At 40.8% G+C, this 18,657-nt stretch carries 17 protein-coding genes and 1 riboswitch; of the genes, 10 read left to right on the forward strand and 7 right to left on the reverse strand.

All coding sequences use genetic code 11. The annotated features are described in order from the left end of the window. Positions 1 to 26: 26 nt before the first annotated feature. Positions 27 to 1,046: an acyltransferase family protein gene (locus AC0VYC_RS06470; RefSeq protein ID WP_178897129.1), complete on the reverse strand. Its 1,020-nt coding sequence runs from the start codon at positions 1,044 to 1,046 to the stop codon at positions 27 to 29. Positions 1,047 to 1,339: 293 nt separating this feature from the next. Here AC0VYC_RS06470 and AC0VYC_RS06475 point away from each other — a divergent pair, with 293 nt between their 5' ends. The 3 genes from AC0VYC_RS06475 (at position 1,340) to AC0VYC_RS06485 (ending at position 4,252) form a co-directional block, all read left to right on the forward strand. Further along, positions 1,340 to 3,535 carry a PAS domain S-box protein gene (locus tag AC0VYC_RS06475; RefSeq protein ID WP_475389738.1) on the forward strand — a complete coding sequence of 732 codons (2,196 nt, stop codon included), beginning with the start codon at positions 1,340 to 1,342 and terminating at the stop codon, positions 3,533 to 3,535. Between the two features lies 1 nt (position 3,536). Continuing rightward, entirely contained in the window at positions 3,537 to 4,028 is a 492-nt protein-coding gene (locus AC0VYC_RS06480) for a methylated-DNA--[protein]-cysteine S-methyltransferase (protein WP_058337424.1), read from the forward strand. 89 nt (positions 4,029 to 4,117) lie between these two features. After that, positions 4,118 to 4,252 carry a hypothetical protein gene (locus AC0VYC_RS06485; protein ID WP_017359454.1) on the forward strand — a complete coding sequence of 45 codons (135 nt, stop codon included), beginning with the start codon at positions 4,118 to 4,120 and terminating at the stop codon, positions 4,250 to 4,252. A 24-nt stretch (positions 4,253 to 4,276) separates the two neighbouring features. Here the strand turns inward: AC0VYC_RS06485 and mtnA are convergent, their stop codons facing one another. Both mtnA and mtnK read right to left on the reverse strand, forming a co-directional pair. Further along, positions 4,277 to 5,338 (reverse strand): S-methyl-5-thioribose-1-phosphate isomerase, encoded by a 1,062-nt coding sequence (gene mtnA, locus AC0VYC_RS06490; protein WP_017367119.1) that lies wholly within the window; start codon positions 5,336 to 5,338, stop codon positions 4,277 to 4,279. Between the two features lie 6 nt (positions 5,339 to 5,344). Continuing rightward, positions 5,345 to 6,538: an S-methyl-5-thioribose kinase gene (gene mtnK, locus AC0VYC_RS06495; protein WP_017359452.1), complete on the reverse strand. Its 1,194-nt coding sequence runs from the start codon at positions 6,536 to 6,538 to the stop codon at positions 5,345 to 5,347. Positions 6,539 to 6,944: 406 nt separating this feature from the next. Between mtnK and AC0VYC_RS06500 the strand changes: the two genes are divergently transcribed. From AC0VYC_RS06500 to AC0VYC_RS06525, 6 genes are all read left to right on the forward strand, one after another. Next, positions 6,945 to 8,135, forward strand: coding sequence for a pyridoxal phosphate-dependent aminotransferase (locus AC0VYC_RS06500; RefSeq protein ID WP_203144282.1), 1,191 nt, complete (start codon positions 6,945 to 6,947; stop codon positions 8,133 to 8,135). Between the two features lie 44 nt (positions 8,136 to 8,179). After that, positions 8,180 to 8,281, forward strand: a riboswitch (SAM riboswitch). Positions 8,282 to 8,380: 99 nt separating this feature from the next. Beyond that, complete coding sequence (gene mtnW, locus AC0VYC_RS06505) at positions 8,381 to 9,598, forward strand: 2,3-diketo-5-methylthiopentyl-1-phosphate enolase (RefSeq protein WP_475389742.1); 1,218 nt, start codon at positions 8,381 to 8,383, stop codon at positions 9,596 to 9,598. After that, a complete protein-coding gene (locus AC0VYC_RS06510) occupies positions 9,599 to 10,294 on the forward strand; it encodes a 2-hydroxy-3-keto-5-methylthiopentenyl-1-phosphate phosphatase (protein ID WP_135008969.1) in 696 nt (231 codons plus the stop codon). Then, positions 10,258 to 10,890 (forward strand): methylthioribulose 1-phosphate dehydratase, encoded by a 633-nt coding sequence (locus tag AC0VYC_RS06515; RefSeq protein WP_160757956.1) that lies wholly within the window; start codon positions 10,258 to 10,260, stop codon positions 10,888 to 10,890. Before AC0VYC_RS06510 ends, AC0VYC_RS06515 begins: the two co-directional genes overlap by 37 nt. A gap of 16 nt (positions 10,891 to 10,906) precedes the next feature. Further along, a complete protein-coding gene (locus AC0VYC_RS06520) occupies positions 10,907 to 11,437 on the forward strand; it encodes a 1,2-dihydroxy-3-keto-5-methylthiopentene dioxygenase (protein ID WP_024719646.1) in 531 nt (176 codons plus the stop codon). 301 nt (positions 11,438 to 11,738) lie between these two features. Then, positions 11,739 to 11,981, forward strand: a complete 243-nt coding sequence (locus AC0VYC_RS06525) for an aspartyl-phosphate phosphatase Spo0E family protein (protein ID WP_008346101.1) — start codon at positions 11,739 to 11,741, stop codon at positions 11,979 to 11,981. A gap of 51 nt (positions 11,982 to 12,032) precedes the next feature. Here the strand turns inward: AC0VYC_RS06525 and AC0VYC_RS06530 are convergent, their stop codons facing one another. Next, positions 12,033 to 13,532, reverse strand: a complete 1,500-nt coding sequence (locus AC0VYC_RS06530) for an ATP-binding protein (protein WP_007498739.1) — start codon at positions 13,530 to 13,532, stop codon at positions 12,033 to 12,035. 204 nt (positions 13,533 to 13,736) lie between these two features. Between AC0VYC_RS06530 and mhqR the strand changes: the two genes are divergently transcribed. Continuing rightward, complete coding sequence (gene mhqR / locus AC0VYC_RS06535) at positions 13,737 to 14,192, forward strand: MarR family transcriptional regulator MhqR (RefSeq protein WP_003211701.1); 456 nt, start codon at positions 13,737 to 13,739, stop codon at positions 14,190 to 14,192. 186 nt (positions 14,193 to 14,378) lie between these two features. Here mhqR and motB read toward each other — a convergent pair whose 3' ends face one another. The 3 genes from motB to AC0VYC_RS06550 all read right to left on the reverse strand — a co-directional run bounded on the left by motB (position 14,379) and on the right by AC0VYC_RS06550 (position 18,600). After that, positions 14,379 to 15,146 (reverse strand): flagellar motor protein MotB, encoded by a 768-nt coding sequence (gene motB / locus AC0VYC_RS06540; RefSeq protein WP_024719648.1) that lies wholly within the window; start codon positions 15,144 to 15,146, stop codon positions 14,379 to 14,381. Then, positions 15,139 to 15,933 carry a flagellar motor stator protein MotA gene (motA, locus tag AC0VYC_RS06545; protein WP_008346088.1) on the reverse strand — a complete coding sequence of 265 codons (795 nt, stop codon included), beginning with the start codon at positions 15,931 to 15,933 and terminating at the stop codon, positions 15,139 to 15,141. The genes motB and motA overlap by 8 nt, the downstream gene beginning before the upstream one ends. 561 nt (positions 15,934 to 16,494) lie before the next feature. Further along, positions 16,495 to 18,600 carry an ATP-dependent Clp protease ATP-binding subunit gene (locus tag AC0VYC_RS06550; protein ID WP_475389745.1) on the reverse strand — a complete coding sequence of 702 codons (2,106 nt, stop codon included), beginning with the start codon at positions 18,598 to 18,600 and terminating at the stop codon, positions 16,495 to 16,497. Between the last annotated feature and the right edge of the window lie 57 nt (positions 18,601 to 18,657).

Raw genomic sequence — 18,657 nt, forward strand, 5'->3', positions numbered from 1 at the left:
AAAACGATCCTGAGAGATCGTTTTTTCTATTTAATATAACTGTTTTGTCTGCCAGTGATGGTTCGCATCAGACTGGTCATTTTGAGCTCGATGACTGGTTGTGCAACAGTTTTAACAAATGTGCTAGATAGGGTAAAGGTTAAGAGGACCGTAAGCAGCAATAGAATCAATACACTTGCCGTATTTAGAGCCCAATCATCAAACCAAGTCGTTCTTAAAAGCTTAATCACAAAGCCATGAAGTAAATAAACATATAACGTTCTTGTGCCCCATTTGGTAAAGAAGAACCGGCGTGTTGGGACTAATGCAAAGAAACTAAAGGTAGCAGCAAATGCAAGTAAATACCATGCCATTCGTTTCATCGCTGCAATGAGTCCTTCATCTCCAAGAGAAGCGTACGATTGTGACCCAAATAAAAAGGAATAATCGAATTCATAAAAATAGCAAAACATGAACACGGCCATCAGTACAAGAAGTGCAGTCACTTTCCCTTTACTTGTTCGGATAAATTCAAAGTGCTGCTTTTTTAAATAAAAGCCAGCTAAAAACATCGGCAAAAAGACAAACGTACGAGATAGGCTGAGCGTATCGCTAATGCTGTCCACGTAACCGACAAGTAACGCCATCGATAAACTGACGATCATTGCCCAGTGGAATGGCAGTTTTGAAAAAGGAATGAGTAGTAAGTTCCAAAAGAATAAACTGATTAAAAACCATAAAGACCATTGCGGATCAATCGGATTTAAGTTAGAGATGCTTTGATCCTGTAAGAAATAATAATACACAGAATAGATGACCTGAAAAATCAAATATGGGATGATCAGTTTAACTGCGACTTTTTTCATAAAACCTGGTTTTCTAAAACCTTTGGCAAAGAAGCCAGACACCAATATAAAAGCGGGCATATGGAATGTATAAATAAATTTATATAAGTAGAGTATCCAGTCATTATCATGTATGAATGACCGTAACAAATGACCAAAAACAACTAGAAAAATCAGAAGAAATTTTGCATTATCAAAATAACTGTCTCTCGTTGACGTCATAACATCACCTTTCCTGCTTCTTTTCGAACATAAACGTTCTAAGTGCACTGTTCCCTCATTTGCCCCATTTTAAAATACAAATTGGCTCATTTCGCTATTTGATGTGAAATTGTAGAACGGTTGTAAAAGAAGCGTAAGAAAAGAGAATCGTTATACAATCGTGTCATCCAAATGAAACAAATGAAGCAAGCCTCGTGTAAAAAGTTCTCTTTTTTTATGAGTCGAATGAAGGAACAATGAAAATCTTGTAGAAATATTGTAGAGGAATGAGGCTGGAAAAGGAGTGTAAGAGAATGACTGAAACGCTCGATGGTGCGAAAAATATCAGAAAATTAGAAAAAGAGAACGAATATTTGCGAAATGAATTGATACAGCACAAAATGCTGTTAAATAAGACGTTAGATGCGATTTTTATATTTGATCAGCACCTCAACATTATCCAAGCCAATGAAGCGACATGCCGGCTTGTGCAAACACCGAAAGAAGACCTCCTCAATAAATCCGTTCTAGATTTCCTATACGGCATCCCGAAAAACAAAATTGACTGCTCGCTTGAGATTTTTTTTCGAAAAGGAACGTTAAAAAGAGAGATCTCCATTCAACTTGAAAATGGAGAGACAAAATATATTGAATTTGTGGCGGAGCACGACGTGGTGAATCAACAATATATTGTCGTCATGCGTGATATTTCTTCAAAGAAAATATTAGAGCGAGAACGTTCGATGAATGAGCAGCTGTTTAAAGATTTATTTGATCGAGCGATTGACGGTATGGTCATTTTTGATCAGGATGGTTGTATGATTGACGCCAATCACTCTTTTTGCCAGAGCTTTGAACTTCAAAAAACAGATTTAACAGACCGCTACTTAAATGAATTTGTTGAAGAAGAAAATCTTCCAGCGCTCCAGCAGCTCTTAACTTCATTGAAAGAAACAGGGAAAGCAAAGGGAGAACTTCCTGTTACCCTTCAATCTGGGCAGCACAAATTATTCGAACTGACCATCACATCCAATGTGATGAGTGGTTTTTACATGTCCATCATGCGTGATATTACAGAAAAAAGATTAATGGAAGAAAAGCTGCTAAAAAGTGAAGAACGTTTTAGAGAAATATTCGAAAATGCGATGGATGCCATCATCATTTGGGCGGATGATGGAGAAATTGTCAGGGCAAATGAATCCGCCTGCCGAATTTTTGAATTACCGATGCATCAGCTGATTGGCAAGAAACTCATGGATTTTCTAGTCAAATCTGATCACAGATACCGACCGACAAGAAGGCGGTATATAAGGAATCTTGAAATCAGAGAAGAACTCCTCTTTAGAATGGCGAATGGCCAATTCAAAGAGCTTGAGTTCACCTCTAAGCATGCGGTATTAGAAGGGCAGCACTTAACCATTCTACGGAATGTCAGTGACAGAAAGCGAATGGAAGAGGAGCTGCGAGAAAGTGAGCTCAAATTCCGTAAAGTATTTAATGGTTCTATGGATGGCATTGTTCTTTTCGATAATCAATACCGGATTATTGATGTGAATCCATCCGCAAGTGAACTGCTTGGCCTCAAAGATGATCACTTAACGGAAATGAACCTTTTTCATATCCTTGCGCCATATCAAATTGAAAATTTGGCACAGCCAGCTCAGGCGATGTCATTAGACGAGATGGACAATGAAGTTCCATTTGTGCTGAACCATCCAGATCAACGTATTTTGGAGTTTTCTTTTAAACGAAATATTATTCATAACATGAATTTGGCCATCTTTAGAGATGTGACTGAGCGCAAGGAATTAGAGGAGCGGGTAAGAAAATCGGATACGCTTCATGTTGTCGGAGAGCTTGCCGCTGGAATTGCCCATGAAATTAGAAATCCAATGACGGCTTTAAAAGGTTTCATTCAGCTGCTCAAAGGAAACATTGAAGGGGAGTATTCGCTCTATTTTAATGTCATCACATCAGAGCTAAAAAGAATCGAATCCATCATTACAGAATTTTTGATTTTAGCGAAACCGCAGGCCATCATCTATGAAGAAAAAAATGTCGTGCAAATTGTCAAAGACACGATGGACCTTCTTCACGCACAGGCCAATCTTGGCAATGTACAAATGCATTTAGATGTGCTCGATGATATTCCGCTCATCTACTGTGAACAAAATCAATTGAAGCAAGTCTTTATTAACATTTTAAAAAATGCGATTGAAGTAATGCCTCAGAAAGGAAATGTATACGTGAGCATTCAAAGGAAGGGGGAGGAGCACATTGTGATTTCTCTTCGTGATGAAGGCTGCGGCATGACAGAGGATAAACTAAAGCGTCTCGGAGAACCATTTTATACAACAAAAGAAAGAGGCACTGGACTTGGGTTAATGGTTAGTTATAAAATTATTGAAGAGCATCAAGGAACCATTGAGGTAGAGAGTGAAGAAGGGGTCGGAACAGTGTTCCATCTCACGCTTCCACTCCGGCAGCAGAAACAAGAAGGGGAGCTTTAATGTGTATTATACAGTCTATACCGCACCAATCGGGGCATTATACATACTAGAGAAAGATGGCGCCATCATTGAAGTGAAGTTTGATGATGAATCGTTTTTGGTCAAAGAGCAGAGAGACCGTTTTAAACAAGAAGACACGCCTGTATTAAAAGAAGCGAAAAAACAGCTGGATGAATATTTTAAGGGCGATCGGAAAGTGTTCGATCTCCCGCTCAAGCAAGCAGGCTCTCCGTTTCAAGAGCAAGTGTGGGAGGCACTTTCTACTATTCCGTATGGTGAATCAAAAAGCTATGCTGATATTGCAGAAGCGATCGGCAATCCAAAGGCTGTCAGAGCCATTGGACAAGCTAATAGACGCAATGCATTGCCTATTTTTATCCCGTGTCACCGGGTCATTGGAAAAGACAGGACTCTGACTGGTTATGCAGGGACGAAGACAGGGATGAAAGCGATCCTGTTAGAATTAGAAGGCATCCCATTTGTTCAAAAATAAATGAATTGACCTGTTCCAAATGTTTAGTGAGCGACATATCCTTTTATTAAGCTAAAAAAGTTGGTCTAGGGAAAAAGGAGGCTGCTAACATGTTATGGGGCAAAAAAGATAAAATGTATGCCGTCACATCACTATGCGTCAAAATGAACGTGTTGACAGAAGAACAGAAAAAAGAAATATTAGCAAAAACGAACGAAACAAAAAAGCGCGGTGCTCTTAAATGATAAGAACCCCGCGCTTTTGTTTGATTAAAGTGACACGCTTTCGGTGAATAGTGCATCAATCTCTTCTGTATAGTTGGAAGTGATAATGCCTTTTTCTGTAATGATCCCGGAAATGAGATGATGAGGAGTGACATCAAAGGCAGGGTTAAATACCTGCACGTCAGGAGGCGCAATTTGGATGCCGTTTAATTCCTTTACTTCCTGCGGATCGCGTTCTTCAATCGGAATATCTGACCCATCCTGAGTTGACACATCAAAGGTCGAAAGAGGCGCAGCCACAAAAAATGGAATTTGAAAGTGTTTAGCTAAAATAGCCAGACTTAACGTTCCAATTTTATTTGCTGTATCACCGTTTCTAGCGATTCGATCTGCACCAACAATAACGGCAGAAATTTGTTTTTCTTTCATCGTATGGGCTGCCATATTATCCGTGATAAGCGTCACATCTACGCCACCCTGCATCAATTCCCATGTCGTCAGACGAGCGCCTTGAAGGACAGGACGTGTTTCACATGCGTAAATGTGAAGATCGAGGTTTTTCTTTTTCGCTAAATAAAAGGGTGCAAGCGCTGTTCCGTACCGGCTTGTGGCAATGGAGCCTGCGTTGCAAATGGTCATAATTCGATCACCAGATTTAAAGAGCTGAAGAGCATTTTGACCGATTTGCCGGCATGTTTCTTCATCTTCGATTTGAATTTGAATGGCTTCATGGACAAGATCAGTTTTGGCTGCATTCACCGAAGCAGCACGCTCAATGCGCTGATAAAGCCGGTCTAATGCCCAGGCAAGATTCACAGCGGTTGGACGAGCACTGTTTAAGTATTCTTTCAGGCGAGCGACTTCTCGCTTAAAGAGATCAATGTCTTCTGTATCAATCTCTTGTGCACTGAGTGCGAGCCCAAAAGCCGCTGTAATGCCAATAGCAGGTGCTCCGCGTACTTTTAGTGTCACAATGGCATCATACACATCTTCTTTTGTATATAAATGCTCAAACACGGTTTCAGCGGGTAATTTTTGCTGATTCAAAATGTTGATACGGTTTTCTTCCCATTCGACGGAACGGGGAACTTCAAATTCTTTAGACAAAACTCGTCACTCCTTTACAGTTTGCTGGAATAATGCGACGAGGTCAGACGCTGTTTCCACTGCTTGATATTGTTTGATGAATGTTTTTCCTAGTGTAAGTGCTGCTTTTTTCTGCTGAAGCCTTCTAGAATGTGATGGAATCGCATCGAGATCAGCCGCATGCGCAAGACCGATGGTTCGGCGAACAAGCTCACAGCCAGCAAAGCCGGTGGCTTCTTTTAAAATACGGTCAAAGGTTGTTTCTAAAAAGCTGTCCGATACACTAAACGCTTCAATACTGTCTTCTTTCCATGCTTTTGTGAACACTTCTTTGAATGTTGCCCACACATTGACGACATGATCAAACAGGTGCTGCTGATCCTGCTCATTCTCATGAGATAAAGCATTTATGAACAGATTGGCAATAAAGTGACCGATATCGAATCCGAAAGGACCGTAAAAAGCGAACTCTGGATCAATGATTTTCGTTTCCGTTTCGTTTGCAAAAATACTGCCTGTATGAAGATCTCCATGTACCAGTGTTTCAGCAGAGGTTAAGAAGATCCGTTTCAATTCGGCTGCTTTTGCTTGCAGTTCAAGATCAGCCCATAGTGCTTGTGCCTCTTCTCTTAATTCCTCTTCGAAGTCATTCGTTTCGCTGTCAAAGAAAGGATCTGTGAAAACGAGTTTTTCTGTAATGTCACAAAGATCAGGGTTCGTAAACTGCTTCACGAATTGTTTTTTGATTTTGGGATTTGTGGCAAAGTCAGACGTGTAAAATAGTGTTTTGCCTAAAAATTCTCCGACATGATCTGATAAATACGGATAATGTTTTCCGGCAATTAGCCCTTTTCTGACGATTTCAAGGTGTGATAGATCCTCCATTGCCGTCACTGCAAGAGCTGTATCCGAATAATAGACGGCTGGTACAAGATGAGGTGCATACTCTGACTGCTTGATGAGTGCTGCACTTTCAATTCTTGCACGATCTAATGTCAGCGGCCAGCTTTCTCCAACGACCTTTGCGTAAGGAAGGGCCTGCTTGATAATCAGTCCTTTTGCTTGTTTGTGATCATAAATATGAAAGACGTAATTTAAATTTCCGTCACCGATTTCAGTACATGTCAAATGACTGCTCTCCTGAATCAAGCCAAGTCTAATGGCAAGTGCAACTGCCGAACTTTCTGTTAATTCTTCATATGATGCCGTAAGTGTAACCAATTGTTTCCCCTCCAAATCATATAAAAAAGCCTCTTTCTCCTGAGAGAAAGAGGCTTGATGGCGTGTATGCTCGAAGCCTCTCTTATCTCTCAGCACATACGTCTGATGGAATTAGCACCGTGCCCTATAAGACAATGAATTGTCTTGGCGCTGTACTTGCTGCGCCCCACTTCACAGTGGTATTAACGGTCGGTTGCTGTTGGGGTCAAAAGGCCAAATCCCTCGCCCAACTCTCGATAAGAGAAATCAATATGTAATTGTTTCATGTCTGCTTGCATTTCTTAATTCTAGATATTATCAGAGCTGCAGTTCACATGTCAATCTTTTTTCAAAATTGCTTTACAATTCATAAAACAATCCATTACAGTGATTGTATTGTCACGTAACTTGAATAGAAGGTGAAAAAATGGAATTCCAGCAATCGGATGTATTGAAACATTTACCGAAACAATTTTTTGCGTCGCTTGTACAAAAAGTACAGAAAAAAGTGCAGGAAGGGGCAGATGTGATTAATTTAGGTCAAGGAAATCCTGATCAGCCCACTCCTCCACATATTGTGAAAGCGATGCAGGAAGCGGTAGCAAAACCTGAAAATCATCAATACTCCTCATTCCGCGGGACAGCGAAACTAAAAAAAGCTGCAGCTGCTTTTTATGAAAGAGAATATGGCGTCACGCTTGACCCAAAGACAGAGATTGCCATCTTATTTGGAGGGAAAGCGGGACTAGTCGAATTGCCGCAATGTTTACTGAATCCAGGTGATACGCTGCTTGTTCCAGATCCGGGCTATCCTGATTACTGGTCAGGCGCTGTGCTTGCCGGAGCTCGCATGGTCACAATGCCTCTTCTTGAACAAAATGATTTTTTACCTGACTACCACAAATTGTCAGAGCAGGATAAGAATCAAGCAAAATTGATGTACTTAAATTACCCAAATAATCCGACTGGTGCGACTGCAACCCGGACATTTTTTGAAGATACTGTTGCGTTTGCGAATGAAAATAAGATGTGTGTAGTCCATGATTTTGCATATGGCGGCATAGGATTTGACGGCGAAAAGCCCCTTAGTTTCCTGCAAATAGACGGAGCAAAAGAGACAGGTATTGAAATCTATACATTGTCCAAAACGTATAATATGGCTGGTTGGAGAGTCGGTTTTGCAGCAGGGAATGCCTCTGTTATCGAAGCCATTGAGCTTTATCAGGATCACCTGTTTGTGTCACTGTTTAAAGCAACTCAAGATGCAGCAGCAGAAGCACTTTTAAGCGATCAAACGTGCGTACAAGTACAAAATGATCGGTACGAAAAAAGACGAAACACTTGGATTGCTGCATGCAAAGAGATTGGCTGGGACGTCAGTGCGCCAAAGGGCTCGTTTTTTGCTTGGTTAAAGGTGCCTGAAGGGTATACATCGGAAACTTTTTCTGATGTATTATTAGAAAAAGCACATGTTGTTGTTGCACCCGGGAATGGCTTTGGTGCTCACGGTGAAGGCTACGTCAGAGTCGGACTTTTAACAAGTGAGGAGCGGCTAAAGGAAGCCGCTGATCGTATCGCTGCCTTGCAGTTATTTGAAAAAAAGCCATTGACAACGTAAAAAAATGGTGCGATAATTCAGGCAATATTTAAGAAAATTGAATATTCTTATCAAGAGTAGGCAGAGGGACTAGCCCAATGAAGCCCGGCAACCGACTTCCATGAAGCACGGTGCTAATTCTTGCAGCAAGCGCTGAGAGATAAGATTCGGATGAATGAGACGAAACCTCTTTAACGCGCTGATCAAGCACTTAAAGAGGTTTTTTTATTGACCATATACAGGACGCAATCGAAAGGGGATTCCTAGTGAGTGAACTACTGGCAACATACGTACTAACACATCTAGAGGATGAACAAATAGACCGAAAAGCAGAGCAGATCGCACTTGGGTTAACGGTCGGGTCATGGACGGACTTGCCGCAGCTCAAAAAGGAGCAGCTGAAAAAACATAAAGGCCGTGTGGTGAGCGTAAAAGAACAGTCTCCCGCAAATGGTAGTCTGTATCAAACAGAGGTGACCATTGCTTATCCTGAGGCGAACTTTTCAGCTGATATACCAGCGGTGTTGACGACGATTTTTGGAAAGCTTTCACTGGATGGGAAAGTAAAGCTCGTCGATATCGAATTTTCGGAAAGGTTTAAAAGCTGTCTGCCAGGACCGGTATTTGGCATTGAGGGGATACGAAAGAAAGTAGGCGTGTTTGATCGGCCGCTATTGATGAGTATATTTAAAGGCGTGATCGGTCGTGATATGGAGGATTTAAAAGAACAGCTCCGCTTACAGGCTTTAGGTGGAGTAGACTTCATCAAAGATGATGAGATTTTATTTGAAAGCCCATTAGCCCCTTTTGAAGATCGAATCAAGGAAGGAAAAAAGATATTAAAAGAAACATATGAAGAGACAGGACATCGCACGCTTTATGCTGTTAATTTAACTGGTAGAACTTTTGATTTGAAAGATCGAGCAAGAAAGGCAGCCGAACTCGGGGCTGATGCGCTTTTATTCAACGTTTTTGCGTATGGACTTGATGTCATGCAAAGCTTGGCTGAAGATCCAGAGATCCCATTGCCGATCATGGCACATCCGGCAGTGAGCGGTGCAATGACATCATCTCCAGACTATGGATTCTCGCATTCTCTTCTTTTAGGCAAATTAAATCGATATGCTGGTGCTGATTTAAGTCTTTTTCCCTCTCCTTATGGATCAGTCGCCCTTCCGAAAAAAGATGCCATTGGCATTTTCGAAGCATGTGTGAAAGAGGATACAGTTCAACAAACATTTCCTGTCCCTTCAGCAGGCATTCACCCGGGAATGGTGCCGATCTTAATCAAAGATTTTGGACTTGATCATGTCATTAATGCAGGCGGGGGAATTCACGGACATCCGCGGGGAGCAATTGGAGGAGGGAAAGCCTTTCGTTCGATCATTGATGCGGTGGTCAAAAAAGAGTCTATCGAAGAAAAAGCATCAACTTGTCAAGACTTACAAGCAGCACTTGATCTTTGGGGAAGGGTAGCAGAATAAATGAAAAAACCAATTGTATGTTGTGATTTTGATGGTACGATTACGAAAAATGATAATATCATTCGCATCATGAAACAGTTTGCTCCGAAAGAATGGACGAAATGGAAGGATGGTGTTCTAGCAAAAGAGATCACGATCCAAGAAGGCGTCGGGCAGATGTTTCAGTTACTGACGAGTGATCAGAAAGAAGCCATTCGGTCATTTATTTTAGAGGATACAGAGATTCGTGAAGGATTTGAACAGTTTGTCGATGATGTCAAAAAAGCAGACATTCCTTTCTATGTACTCAGCGGCGGTATGGACTTTTTTGTCTATCCTATCCTTGAAGGGATTGTCGAACAAGAGAATATTTATTGTAACCATGCATCATTTAAAGAAGACCATATTCAAATTGAATGGCCGCATGCCTGTGATTCAGAATGCCAAAATGGCTGTGGCTGCTGCAAGCCTTCCATTATTCGAGAACTGACGCAGGAAGATGATTTTATTATCATGATAGGTGATTCAGTGACTGATATTGAGGCAGCGAAACATGCGGATCTCACGTTTGCGCGTGATTATTTACTGAACGAATGTAAAGAGCTAGGGCTCGTACATAAAGAGTATGAAACATTTGTTGATCTAAAAGCGCAATTTGATCAAATAAAGGAAGTGAAGGAATGGCAGACGAGAAGAGTAAACACTGGAAGGAACTAGCAGACGTCAAACGTGAATTGGCACAAAGAGACTGGTTTTACGGAACAAGCGGCAATTTATCGATAAAAGTGTCGGATGATCCCATCACGTTTTTGGTGACGGCAAGCGGCAAAGATAAACGAAAAGAAACCGATGAAGATTTTGTTCTTGTTGATGCAGCAGGTCAGCCGGTTCATCCGAATCAGCCGCTCAGGCCATCAGCTGAAACACTGCTTCACACATACGTTTATGAGCGGACGAAAGCAGGATGTTGTCTTCACGTCCACACGATCGATAACAATGTCATTTCTGAGCTGTATGGCGATAAAGGAGAAGTTCGTTTTAAAGGCAACGAAATCATTAAAGCGCTTGGTTATTGGGAAGAGGATGCAGAAGTTGCTGTTCCTATTATTGAAAACCCAGCCCATATTCCGCACCTTGCAGAGCAATTTGCAGTGCACCTGACGGACGATGCTGGTGCTGTACTCATTCGTAATCATGGCATCACCGTTTGGGGGAAAACCGCATTTGAAGCCAAACGAGTCTTAGAGGCTTATGAATTTTTATTTACCTATCATTTGAAAGTAGCGCTTTATCAAAAGCAGCTTGTTAAATAAAAAGGAGGAAAAACACATGGCGACCATTTACATTCATAATGAAGAGAACACGTTACTTGAGAACGAACAAGAGGTCCAGGCGTATTTAGAACAGCAAGGGGTCATTTATGAACATTGGGATATTGAAAAACTACCAAAACAGTTATCAGAAAAGTACGATTTAACAGATGATGAAAAGGAAGAAATTTTAACTGTGTTTCAAGAGGAAATAAAGAGTATTTCCGAGCGAAGAGGATACAAAGCGCAGGATGTGATTTCATTATCAGATGCGACCCCTAACCTGGATGAACTGCTTCAAAACTTTAAACGTGAGCATCATCATACGGATGATGAAGTCAGATTTATCGTGAGCGGTCATGGAATCTTTGCCATTCAAGGCAAAGACGGCGTCTTTTTTGATGTGAGACTGAATCCAGGTGATTTAATTTCTGTGCCCCCGAATATTCGTCACTACTTTACACTTCAAGAAGATCGTCAAGTCGTCGCAGTTCGCATATTTGTCACAACTGAGGGCTGGGTGCCAATTTACGAAGAAGAAACGGTTTAATAGTGGGAGCTGATCATTTCGCATGAGGCGGAAGATCAGCTTTTTTTTAGGAAAATAGACATAAAATGAGAGAGAAAATAGTTGATTTTGGTCTTCTGCATAGGATAAAATTCTGTTTAATCAATGTGTCAGTCCTGTCCAATTTTGAAGTTTACCCCCAGAATTCATTGGGTAAAAGGTCTTTAGGCTGTAAAAAATTAAATAAAATAAGCATATTTAATTTAATTTACAAATAAAGTATAATTTTGGTGTCGGATCATTTAGAGCGTAGACAGACGAATTCATAGCGGGAGCTGAGATCATGAATATTTATGTACGGAAAGAACAGTTATTAATGTCAATTGATGAAAAGAGAAGACAAATGGTAGAAGCTGCTCAAGTAGAAGGCTATACAGGTGAGACGACAATTAAATATAGTCAAGAACTGGACAACCTGATGAATGAGTATCAGTATCTTCTTTTTCATGAACAACAATCTGTTGCTTCCTTTCATGATCTTGTATCACAAATGAGTCTCCTTTCTGTCAATCGTCCTTCTTATTGACATCAAAAAACCGGTCTTGCCATTAGCAAAACCGGATGAATGCTTCAGCTATTAGTGTGCAGAAGGGAGCATGATGATTACGGTTGTTCCTTTGTTCACTTCGCTCTCGATATCGATTGTCCCCCCATACATCGAAATGATTCGTTTACACACAACAAGCCCAAGACCTGTTCCTTTTTCCTTCGACGTAATAAAAGGGAGGAAGATATGTTTCAGCATCTCTTCTGGTATACCTTCACCTGTATCTTTCACTTTTATGATGACCTGTTCTTTTTCAGCCTCAATGACAATCTTCAAATGACCGCCATTTGGCATCGCTTCTAACGAGTTTTTCGCTACATTCAATACCACTTGTTTAATGTGATCCTTCGTGCAATACACGCCAACATCTTGAATGGTATTGATTTGCAAATCAACCTCGACATTATAAAGGTTCGCCTCAGAAAATACAATTGGCATGATCTCACTCACAATTTCCTTCACAGAATTATTTTGCCACTTTTCAGCCGTTGGTTTTCCTAGCACAAGAAACTCACTGACGATTTGGTTAATCCGTTTAATTTCTTCCTCGATGACAGAAAAATAAAGCTGATCCTCTTCTGAACGATACTTCTTTTGCAAAAGTTGAATAAACCCGCTAATGCCTGTTAATGGATTGCGAATTTCATGCGCTGTACTTGCCGCAAGTGTTCCAATGAGTTCAAGCTTTTGTGCTTCATTTTGGTGGCGTTCCTGCTGGGTTTGTCGTCTTAAAATGATATATTGGACGAGTGTGAATAAGATATTTAAGAGAATAAATGCACTGGATAAAGGAAACAGCATCACAGACAGTACTTCACTTGTTGTCGCACGCTGCGGAAAAACCTCCAGCTTCCAGCTGTTTTCATCTAAATATGTAGACACGGTGCTATCACTTTCAGATGCTGGCTGTGGACCACTTGTAAACACAACGTCTCCATTTTGATTCAGCATCTTAAAATGAAGCTCTGGGTTTAATACATTCATAATATTTCTTAAATAATCAATTTGAATCGCAGCGACTAGCACATCCGTGACTTCGTCGTTCTCATTCAAAACAGGGACACAAATGGAGAGAATCCGCTGCTTAGTAATGCGGCTTACATAGTTATCTGTAATGACGGTCTGTTTTGTGACTTGAATACGTTTAAAGTAATCTCTAAATGACAGGTTGATTTTTTCCTTTAATGGTGTGGTGCTGGCTGTGACATTTCCTTTTTGGTCTAGGAGATACAGGCCTGAAAAACGAGGTTCTTGTTTATAGATTTTCTCTAGGATGTTTTGTACTCTTTTCGCTTCAAGCGGCTGGTCAAATCCCATGGCAAGGGAAGTTAATCTTGCTTCTGTTTCACTGATTAAATAATTCATTTGGTTTTTGTGAATATTTAACATAAGTGTAGCGGTTTGTTTGTTTTTTACATCAATTTTCTCAGTTTCTTTTTCGTAGATAAAATAACTAATGATGAGGGTTGGAATTACGACCAAAATAAGGTAAAGCTTGATCTTCTTCCAAAACCCTTTCAGTATACTCATGATTCATCGCTCCAACGTATTACCTAATAGACTTATTATAGCATTGAACCTATCTTTATTACGATGACTTGTGAGATTTTTAAAAAATTAGGTGATTCGTTCTGGTCTCTTTTTCATGCTAAAAATGGTTCAACATGTTGACATTTTACTTATTGTTTATTAATGTCACATTAGTGGGTTGCATTTCATAAAGGATGATAAAAAATGGAAAATCATAATGTTGAGAAATCTTTGAAATTATTTATTGTACTATCACGTGCCTATCGCTCCATTAATCACCACATGAACAAACATATTGTGAAGCACGGTCTGAATCCGACTGAATTTGCTGTATTAGAATTGCTGTATCATAAAGGTGATCAGCCGCTTCAGCAAATAGGTGATAAGATCTTACTCGCAAGCGGAAGCATCACGTATGTGGTTGATAAATTGGAGAAAAAAGAACTCCTTAGCCGGAAAGCTTGTGCAGAAGACCGCAGGGTGACATTTGCACATATTACGGAGCAGGGAAGAGCTTTACTTGATGACATCTTCCCAGATCATGCAAAAGAGATTCACGAGATGATCAGTGTGCTTAGTGAAGAGGAAAAGGATGCCTGCATCGATATGCTCAAACATGTAGGACTGCGTGCCAAGCATTTATATGATCATAAAGAATAAACACATAAAAAAGGAAGCCGTTGGCTTCCTTTTTAGTATGTAGACTAATCCTCGCATATGGTGTCAGTCCTGCGCACCGATAAACGACAAGCGCTTTCAATCGCGCTCATAAGAAAGACAAAGGGCTAAAATAAACATCATTTTAGCCCTTTGTCATGATCTGAAAGGAAGCTGCTGGCTTCCTATTTATTTAGCTTTTTTCTCAATTGGCAAAATAAGAACTTCGACGCGTCTGTTTTTACTTCTGCCTTCTGCGGTATCGTTAGAGGCAATCGGTTTAAATTCACCGTAACCTTTTGTGCTAAAGTTCTCTTGGTCTAGGTTGCTGTTTTCAAGGAGAATATTTAAAAAGTTGACCGCACGAATGGCGCTTAAATACCAGTTGGATTCAAATTCAGAATTCCGAATCGGAACGTTATCTGTATGTCCGCTAATGACGATGTCACGAGCAGGGTTAATGACGAGCAGCTTGGATATTTCTTTGGCTAACGGAACATCCTGCGAGCGGATCACCGCTCGCCCAGAATCAAAGAAGATGCTGTCTTCAATTGTAATAAGCAGACCTTCATCCGTCAGCTTTGTTTCAAGCTTCGAACCAAGTTTTTTATCCGCAATGAATGAATCTACTTGCTTTTTAACCTTTGTTAATACCGCTTGGTCACGAGCTTTCGCTTTTGCTTCTTCTTCTTCATCTTCTGCTGATTTTTTGGTTTGATTGCTGTTTTCTGTTTCTTCGGTGCTCTGCATGCTTGATTGGTCCATTACGCCAGTGCCGCCAGTAAAGACAACATTAAACGATTTAGCCATCTGTTCATATTTTGCCGCATCAATGGAGCTAGATGCAAACAGCACAATGAAGAGGGCGAGAAGAAGCGTAAGAAGATCGGCGTAAGGGATCAGCCAAGACTCATCTACATGGTCTTCATGATCATGTTTTTTACGTTTCCTAGCCATTCTGTTTTTCTCCTTCTTCAATGACAAGATTTGCACGTTCTTTTGCTGGTAAGTACATCAGAAGTTTTTGCTCAATGACCTTTGGAGACTGGCCTTCAAGGACAGAAAGAATCCCTTCAATCATAATGAGACGAAGCTTTACTTCTTCCTTTGATTTACGCTTCAGCTTGTTAGCAAATGGATGCCACAACACATACCCTGTAAAAATCCCAAGCAGTGTGGCGACGAAGGCAGCACTAATCGCATGTCCAAGTGCTTCAATGTCTCCCATGTTTGCAAGTGCGGCAATAAGTCCGACAACGGCACCAAGTACTCCTAGAGTCGGAGCGTATGTACCAGCTTGTGTAAAGATTAATGCGCCTGACTGATGTCTCTCCGACATGGCATCGACTTCTTCAGTTAAGACGTCGCGAATAAATTCAGCACTTTGACCGTCAACTGCCATGCTTAAGCCGTTCTTTAGAAAATCGTCATCGACTTCCTCAAGATTTGCCTCTAATGCCAAAAGACCTTCACGACGAGCAATTTGTGCCCAGTTTGAAAATAGAGGAATCATTTCTTGTATCGTTGGAAGCTTGCTATCTTTGAAAATTTTGCCGAATAATTTTGGTGTTTTCTTAATTTCACTAGATGGGAAGGCAATGACAACAGCTGAAATTGTCCCAACCACAATGATCAATATAGCCGCCGGGTTGATAAGAGCGGTTAGACTCACACCTTTCAAAACCATACCGACACTCAGTGCAATAAATGCTAAAATAATACCAATTAACGATGTTTTGTCCATTATCTCACCAAATCCTTTAACTATCTTTTTCTATAGTTAATATCGGTGTCTTCTAGAAGGGTTTTAGTCAGAATATAAAATTAAGACAGTTTATGTGAAGAAATTTTGACGAAAGCGCTTTCTGAAAGCCGTAAAAAAGAAACTCCCTCATATAAAAGGGAGTTTTCAGCGTGTAGACAAACCCTCGCATTCTTTGTCAGTCCTGCGCTCTGGTGCTCACGAATGCCAAATTCGCTCCGCACAAGTAGCTGTCCTTCCTAGACTGCAAAGGTTTTCTATCACGCTGAAAAGAAGACAAAGGGCTAAAATCAAGTTCATTTTAGCCCTTTGTCAACAATCTGGAAACTTCATCTTTTTTGAGCTGTTTCATCTAAGAGCAATTCTTTTAATTTTTCTTCATGTATGATTTTGATCAAATCGTAGTTCCAATTGATCATGTGATCCATGTGATCCACCTCTTTTTCTTTTATCGTAAAGGAAAAGAGGCGGGGGAGCGTCGGCGCTCAGATGGAATTTAGACACTGCAACATGATGGAGCTGAAGATCCTCCTTAGGATGTACTTAGCTCTTTTTCACAACAATTTCGTCATGTTCAACATCGACTGTAAATCCAGTAAGTTGTTCTTCATCAAGCAAGATGTCCGTCATTTGATCCTCAACATGCTCTTGAATCGTTCTTCGTAACGGACGAGCTCCAAATGCTGGATGGTAACCAAGTTCAGCGATTTTTTCTTTCGCTTCGTTTGTGATGTGAACAGTTAGATTTTGTTCTTTTAACTGCTCTGACAAATCTTTGAGCAGAAGATCCACAATTTTGACTAAATCGTCTTTATCTAATGAATCAAACTGAATGATGCTGTCAAAACGGTTCAAGAATTCCGGTTTGAAATAAGCGCTCAGTGAATCAATCAATGATTGTTCTTCGATGGCTTCTTCTTGTTCAGACTGGAATCCGACTTTGACTGCTTTTTTATCTGTGCTGCCAGCGTTACTTGTCATAATGATGACTGTGTCTTTAAAGCTGACGGTTCTGCCTTGGCTGTCTGTTAGACGGCCATCTTCCATGATTTGAAGGAACATATGCTGGACATCAGGGTGCGCTTTTTCGATTTCATCGAGCAAAATGATGCTGTATGGTTTTCTGCGAACCTTTTCCGTGAGCTGTCCGGCTTCATCATGTCCAACGTAACCAGGAGGAGAACCGATGATTTTGGACACGGAGTGTTTCTCCATGTACTCACTCATATCTAAACGAATGATCGCTTCTTTTGAGCCAAATAATTCTTCCGCTAATGTTTTAGACAATTCGGTTTTCCCGACGCCTGTTGGCCCAACGAATAGGAAGGAGCCAGTTGGTCTGTGTTTTGATTTTAAGCCGGCTCTGCTTCTTTTTACGGCTTTCGCCACTTTTTCAACCGCATGTTCCTGACCAATGACGCGGGCTTTTAAGCGGACATCAATTTCTTTCATTTTTGTTTGTTCGTCTGCTTGTAGTTTGCCGACAGGGATACCTGTTTTTTGTTCTACAATCGACTGAATGTCCTCAGCTGTGACGACATGTTCTTTGTCATTTGTTTTGTTTTGCAATCTCGCTTCAATCGCTTCTTCTTCGTCTCGAAGCTTCGCTGCTTTTTCATATCGTTCTTCATTTAAAGCAGCTTGTTTTTCAGCGGCAATTTGCGCAAGACGGTTTGTTAATTCATCTTCACTTGCTGCATCAATGGAGAGATTCGCTTTTGAACCTGCTTCATCCATTAAATCAATGGCCTTATCCGGCAAGTGGCGGTCTTGAATATACCGCGAAGATAATTGAACACACGCTTTAATGGCTTCGTCAGAATAGGTGACGCCATGATAGGCTTCATACTTATCCTGAATGCCTTTTAAGATCTCGAATGCTTCATCCTGTGTTGGCTCATCAACGATGACAGGCTGGAACCTGCGTTCAAGGGCAGCATCTTTTTCAATCTGACGATACTCTTTTAATGTTGTCGCACCTACTAGCTGCAGTTCCCCTCGAGCTAGAGCTGGTTTCAAAATGTTTCCGGCATCCATTGACCCTTCGGCAGAGCCTGCGCCTACAAGAAGATGAATTTCATCAACGAATAAGATGATATTTTTACGGCTTTGCAATTCTTTGATTAATTGCTTCATCCGTTCCTCAAATTGACCACGTACACCTGTGTTTGCCACAAGTGAAGAGACATCTAATAAATAAACTTGTTTGTTCTTTAATTTATTTGGTACATCTCCATTTGCAATTTTTAGTGCTAGTCCTTCGGCTATGGCCGTTTTACCAACACCAGGTTCACCAATGAGGACAGGATTGTTTTTATTTCTTCTATTTAAAATTTCAATGACTCTTGTGACTTCTTCATCACGGCCAATGACAGGATCGATTAAACCAGCATGTGCGCCATCCGTTAAGTTCCGGCCAAGCTCATCGAGTAAGCCTTTTTGTTTAGGCAGCTCTTGGCTCGTCGCATGTCCTGCTTGCTCAGAGAAGAATGAGCTGCCTCCGAAAAGGTTAGGACCCATTTTCATTTTTGACTGTTCCATCAAAGAGGTATAGCAGTCTTCACATAAAACCATTTGGCTACGGGACGAATTTACTTGCATATTCAGGCGAATAGTTGCTTCATTTACTTGACAATGTTGACAACGCATGAGCCATGACCTCCTTAAAATAAAGTTTGACTTTATTTGACCAATGAATGTTAAATA

This window comes from Bacillus sp. iso_77 (assembly GCF_056173625.1).

What these genes read in the sequence shown, in the direction of transcription:
- AC0VYC_RS06525 (WP_008346101.1), top strand. Translation starts at nt 11,739, where the DNA reads ATGAATATTTATGTACGGAAAGAACAGTTATTAATGTCAATTGATGAA.
- AC0VYC_RS06550 (WP_475389745.1), bottom strand. Translation starts at nt 18,600, where the DNA reads ATGCGTTGTCAACATTGTCAAGTAAATGAAGCAACTATTCGCCTGAAT.
- AC0VYC_RS06475 (WP_475389738.1), top strand. Translation starts at nt 1,340, where the DNA reads ATGACTGAAACGCTCGATGGTGCGAAAAATATCAGAAAATTAGAAAAA.
- mhqR (WP_003211701.1), top strand. Translation starts at nt 13,737, where the DNA reads ATGGAAAATCATAATGTTGAGAAATCTTTGAAATTATTTATTGTACTA.
- AC0VYC_RS06485 (WP_017359454.1), top strand. Translation starts at nt 4,118, where the DNA reads ATGTTATGGGGCAAAAAAGATAAAATGTATGCCGTCACATCACTATGC.
- AC0VYC_RS06470 (WP_178897129.1), bottom strand. Translation starts at nt 1,046, where the DNA reads ATGACGTCAACGAGAGACAGTTATTTTGATAATGCAAAATTTCTTCTG.
- motB (WP_024719648.1), bottom strand. Translation starts at nt 15,146, where the DNA reads ATGGCTAGGAAACGTAAAAAACATGATCATGAAGACCATGTAGATGAG.
- motA (WP_008346088.1), bottom strand. Translation starts at nt 15,933, where the DNA reads ATGGACAAAACATCGTTAATTGGTATTATTTTAGCATTTATTGCACTG.
- AC0VYC_RS06510 (WP_135008969.1), top strand. Translation starts at nt 9,599, where the DNA reads ATGAAAAAACCAATTGTATGTTGTGATTTTGATGGTACGATTACGAAA.
- AC0VYC_RS06530 (WP_007498739.1), bottom strand. Translation starts at nt 13,532, where the DNA reads ATGAGTATACTGAAAGGGTTTTGGAAGAAGATCAAGCTTTACCTTATT.
- AC0VYC_RS06520 (WP_024719646.1), top strand. Translation starts at nt 10,907, where the DNA reads ATGGCGACCATTTACATTCATAATGAAGAGAACACGTTACTTGAGAAC.
- AC0VYC_RS06515 (WP_160757956.1), top strand. Translation starts at nt 10,258, where the DNA reads ATGGCAGACGAGAAGAGTAAACACTGGAAGGAACTAGCAGACGTCAAA.
- AC0VYC_RS06500 (WP_203144282.1), top strand. Translation starts at nt 6,945, where the DNA reads ATGGAATTCCAGCAATCGGATGTATTGAAACATTTACCGAAACAATTT.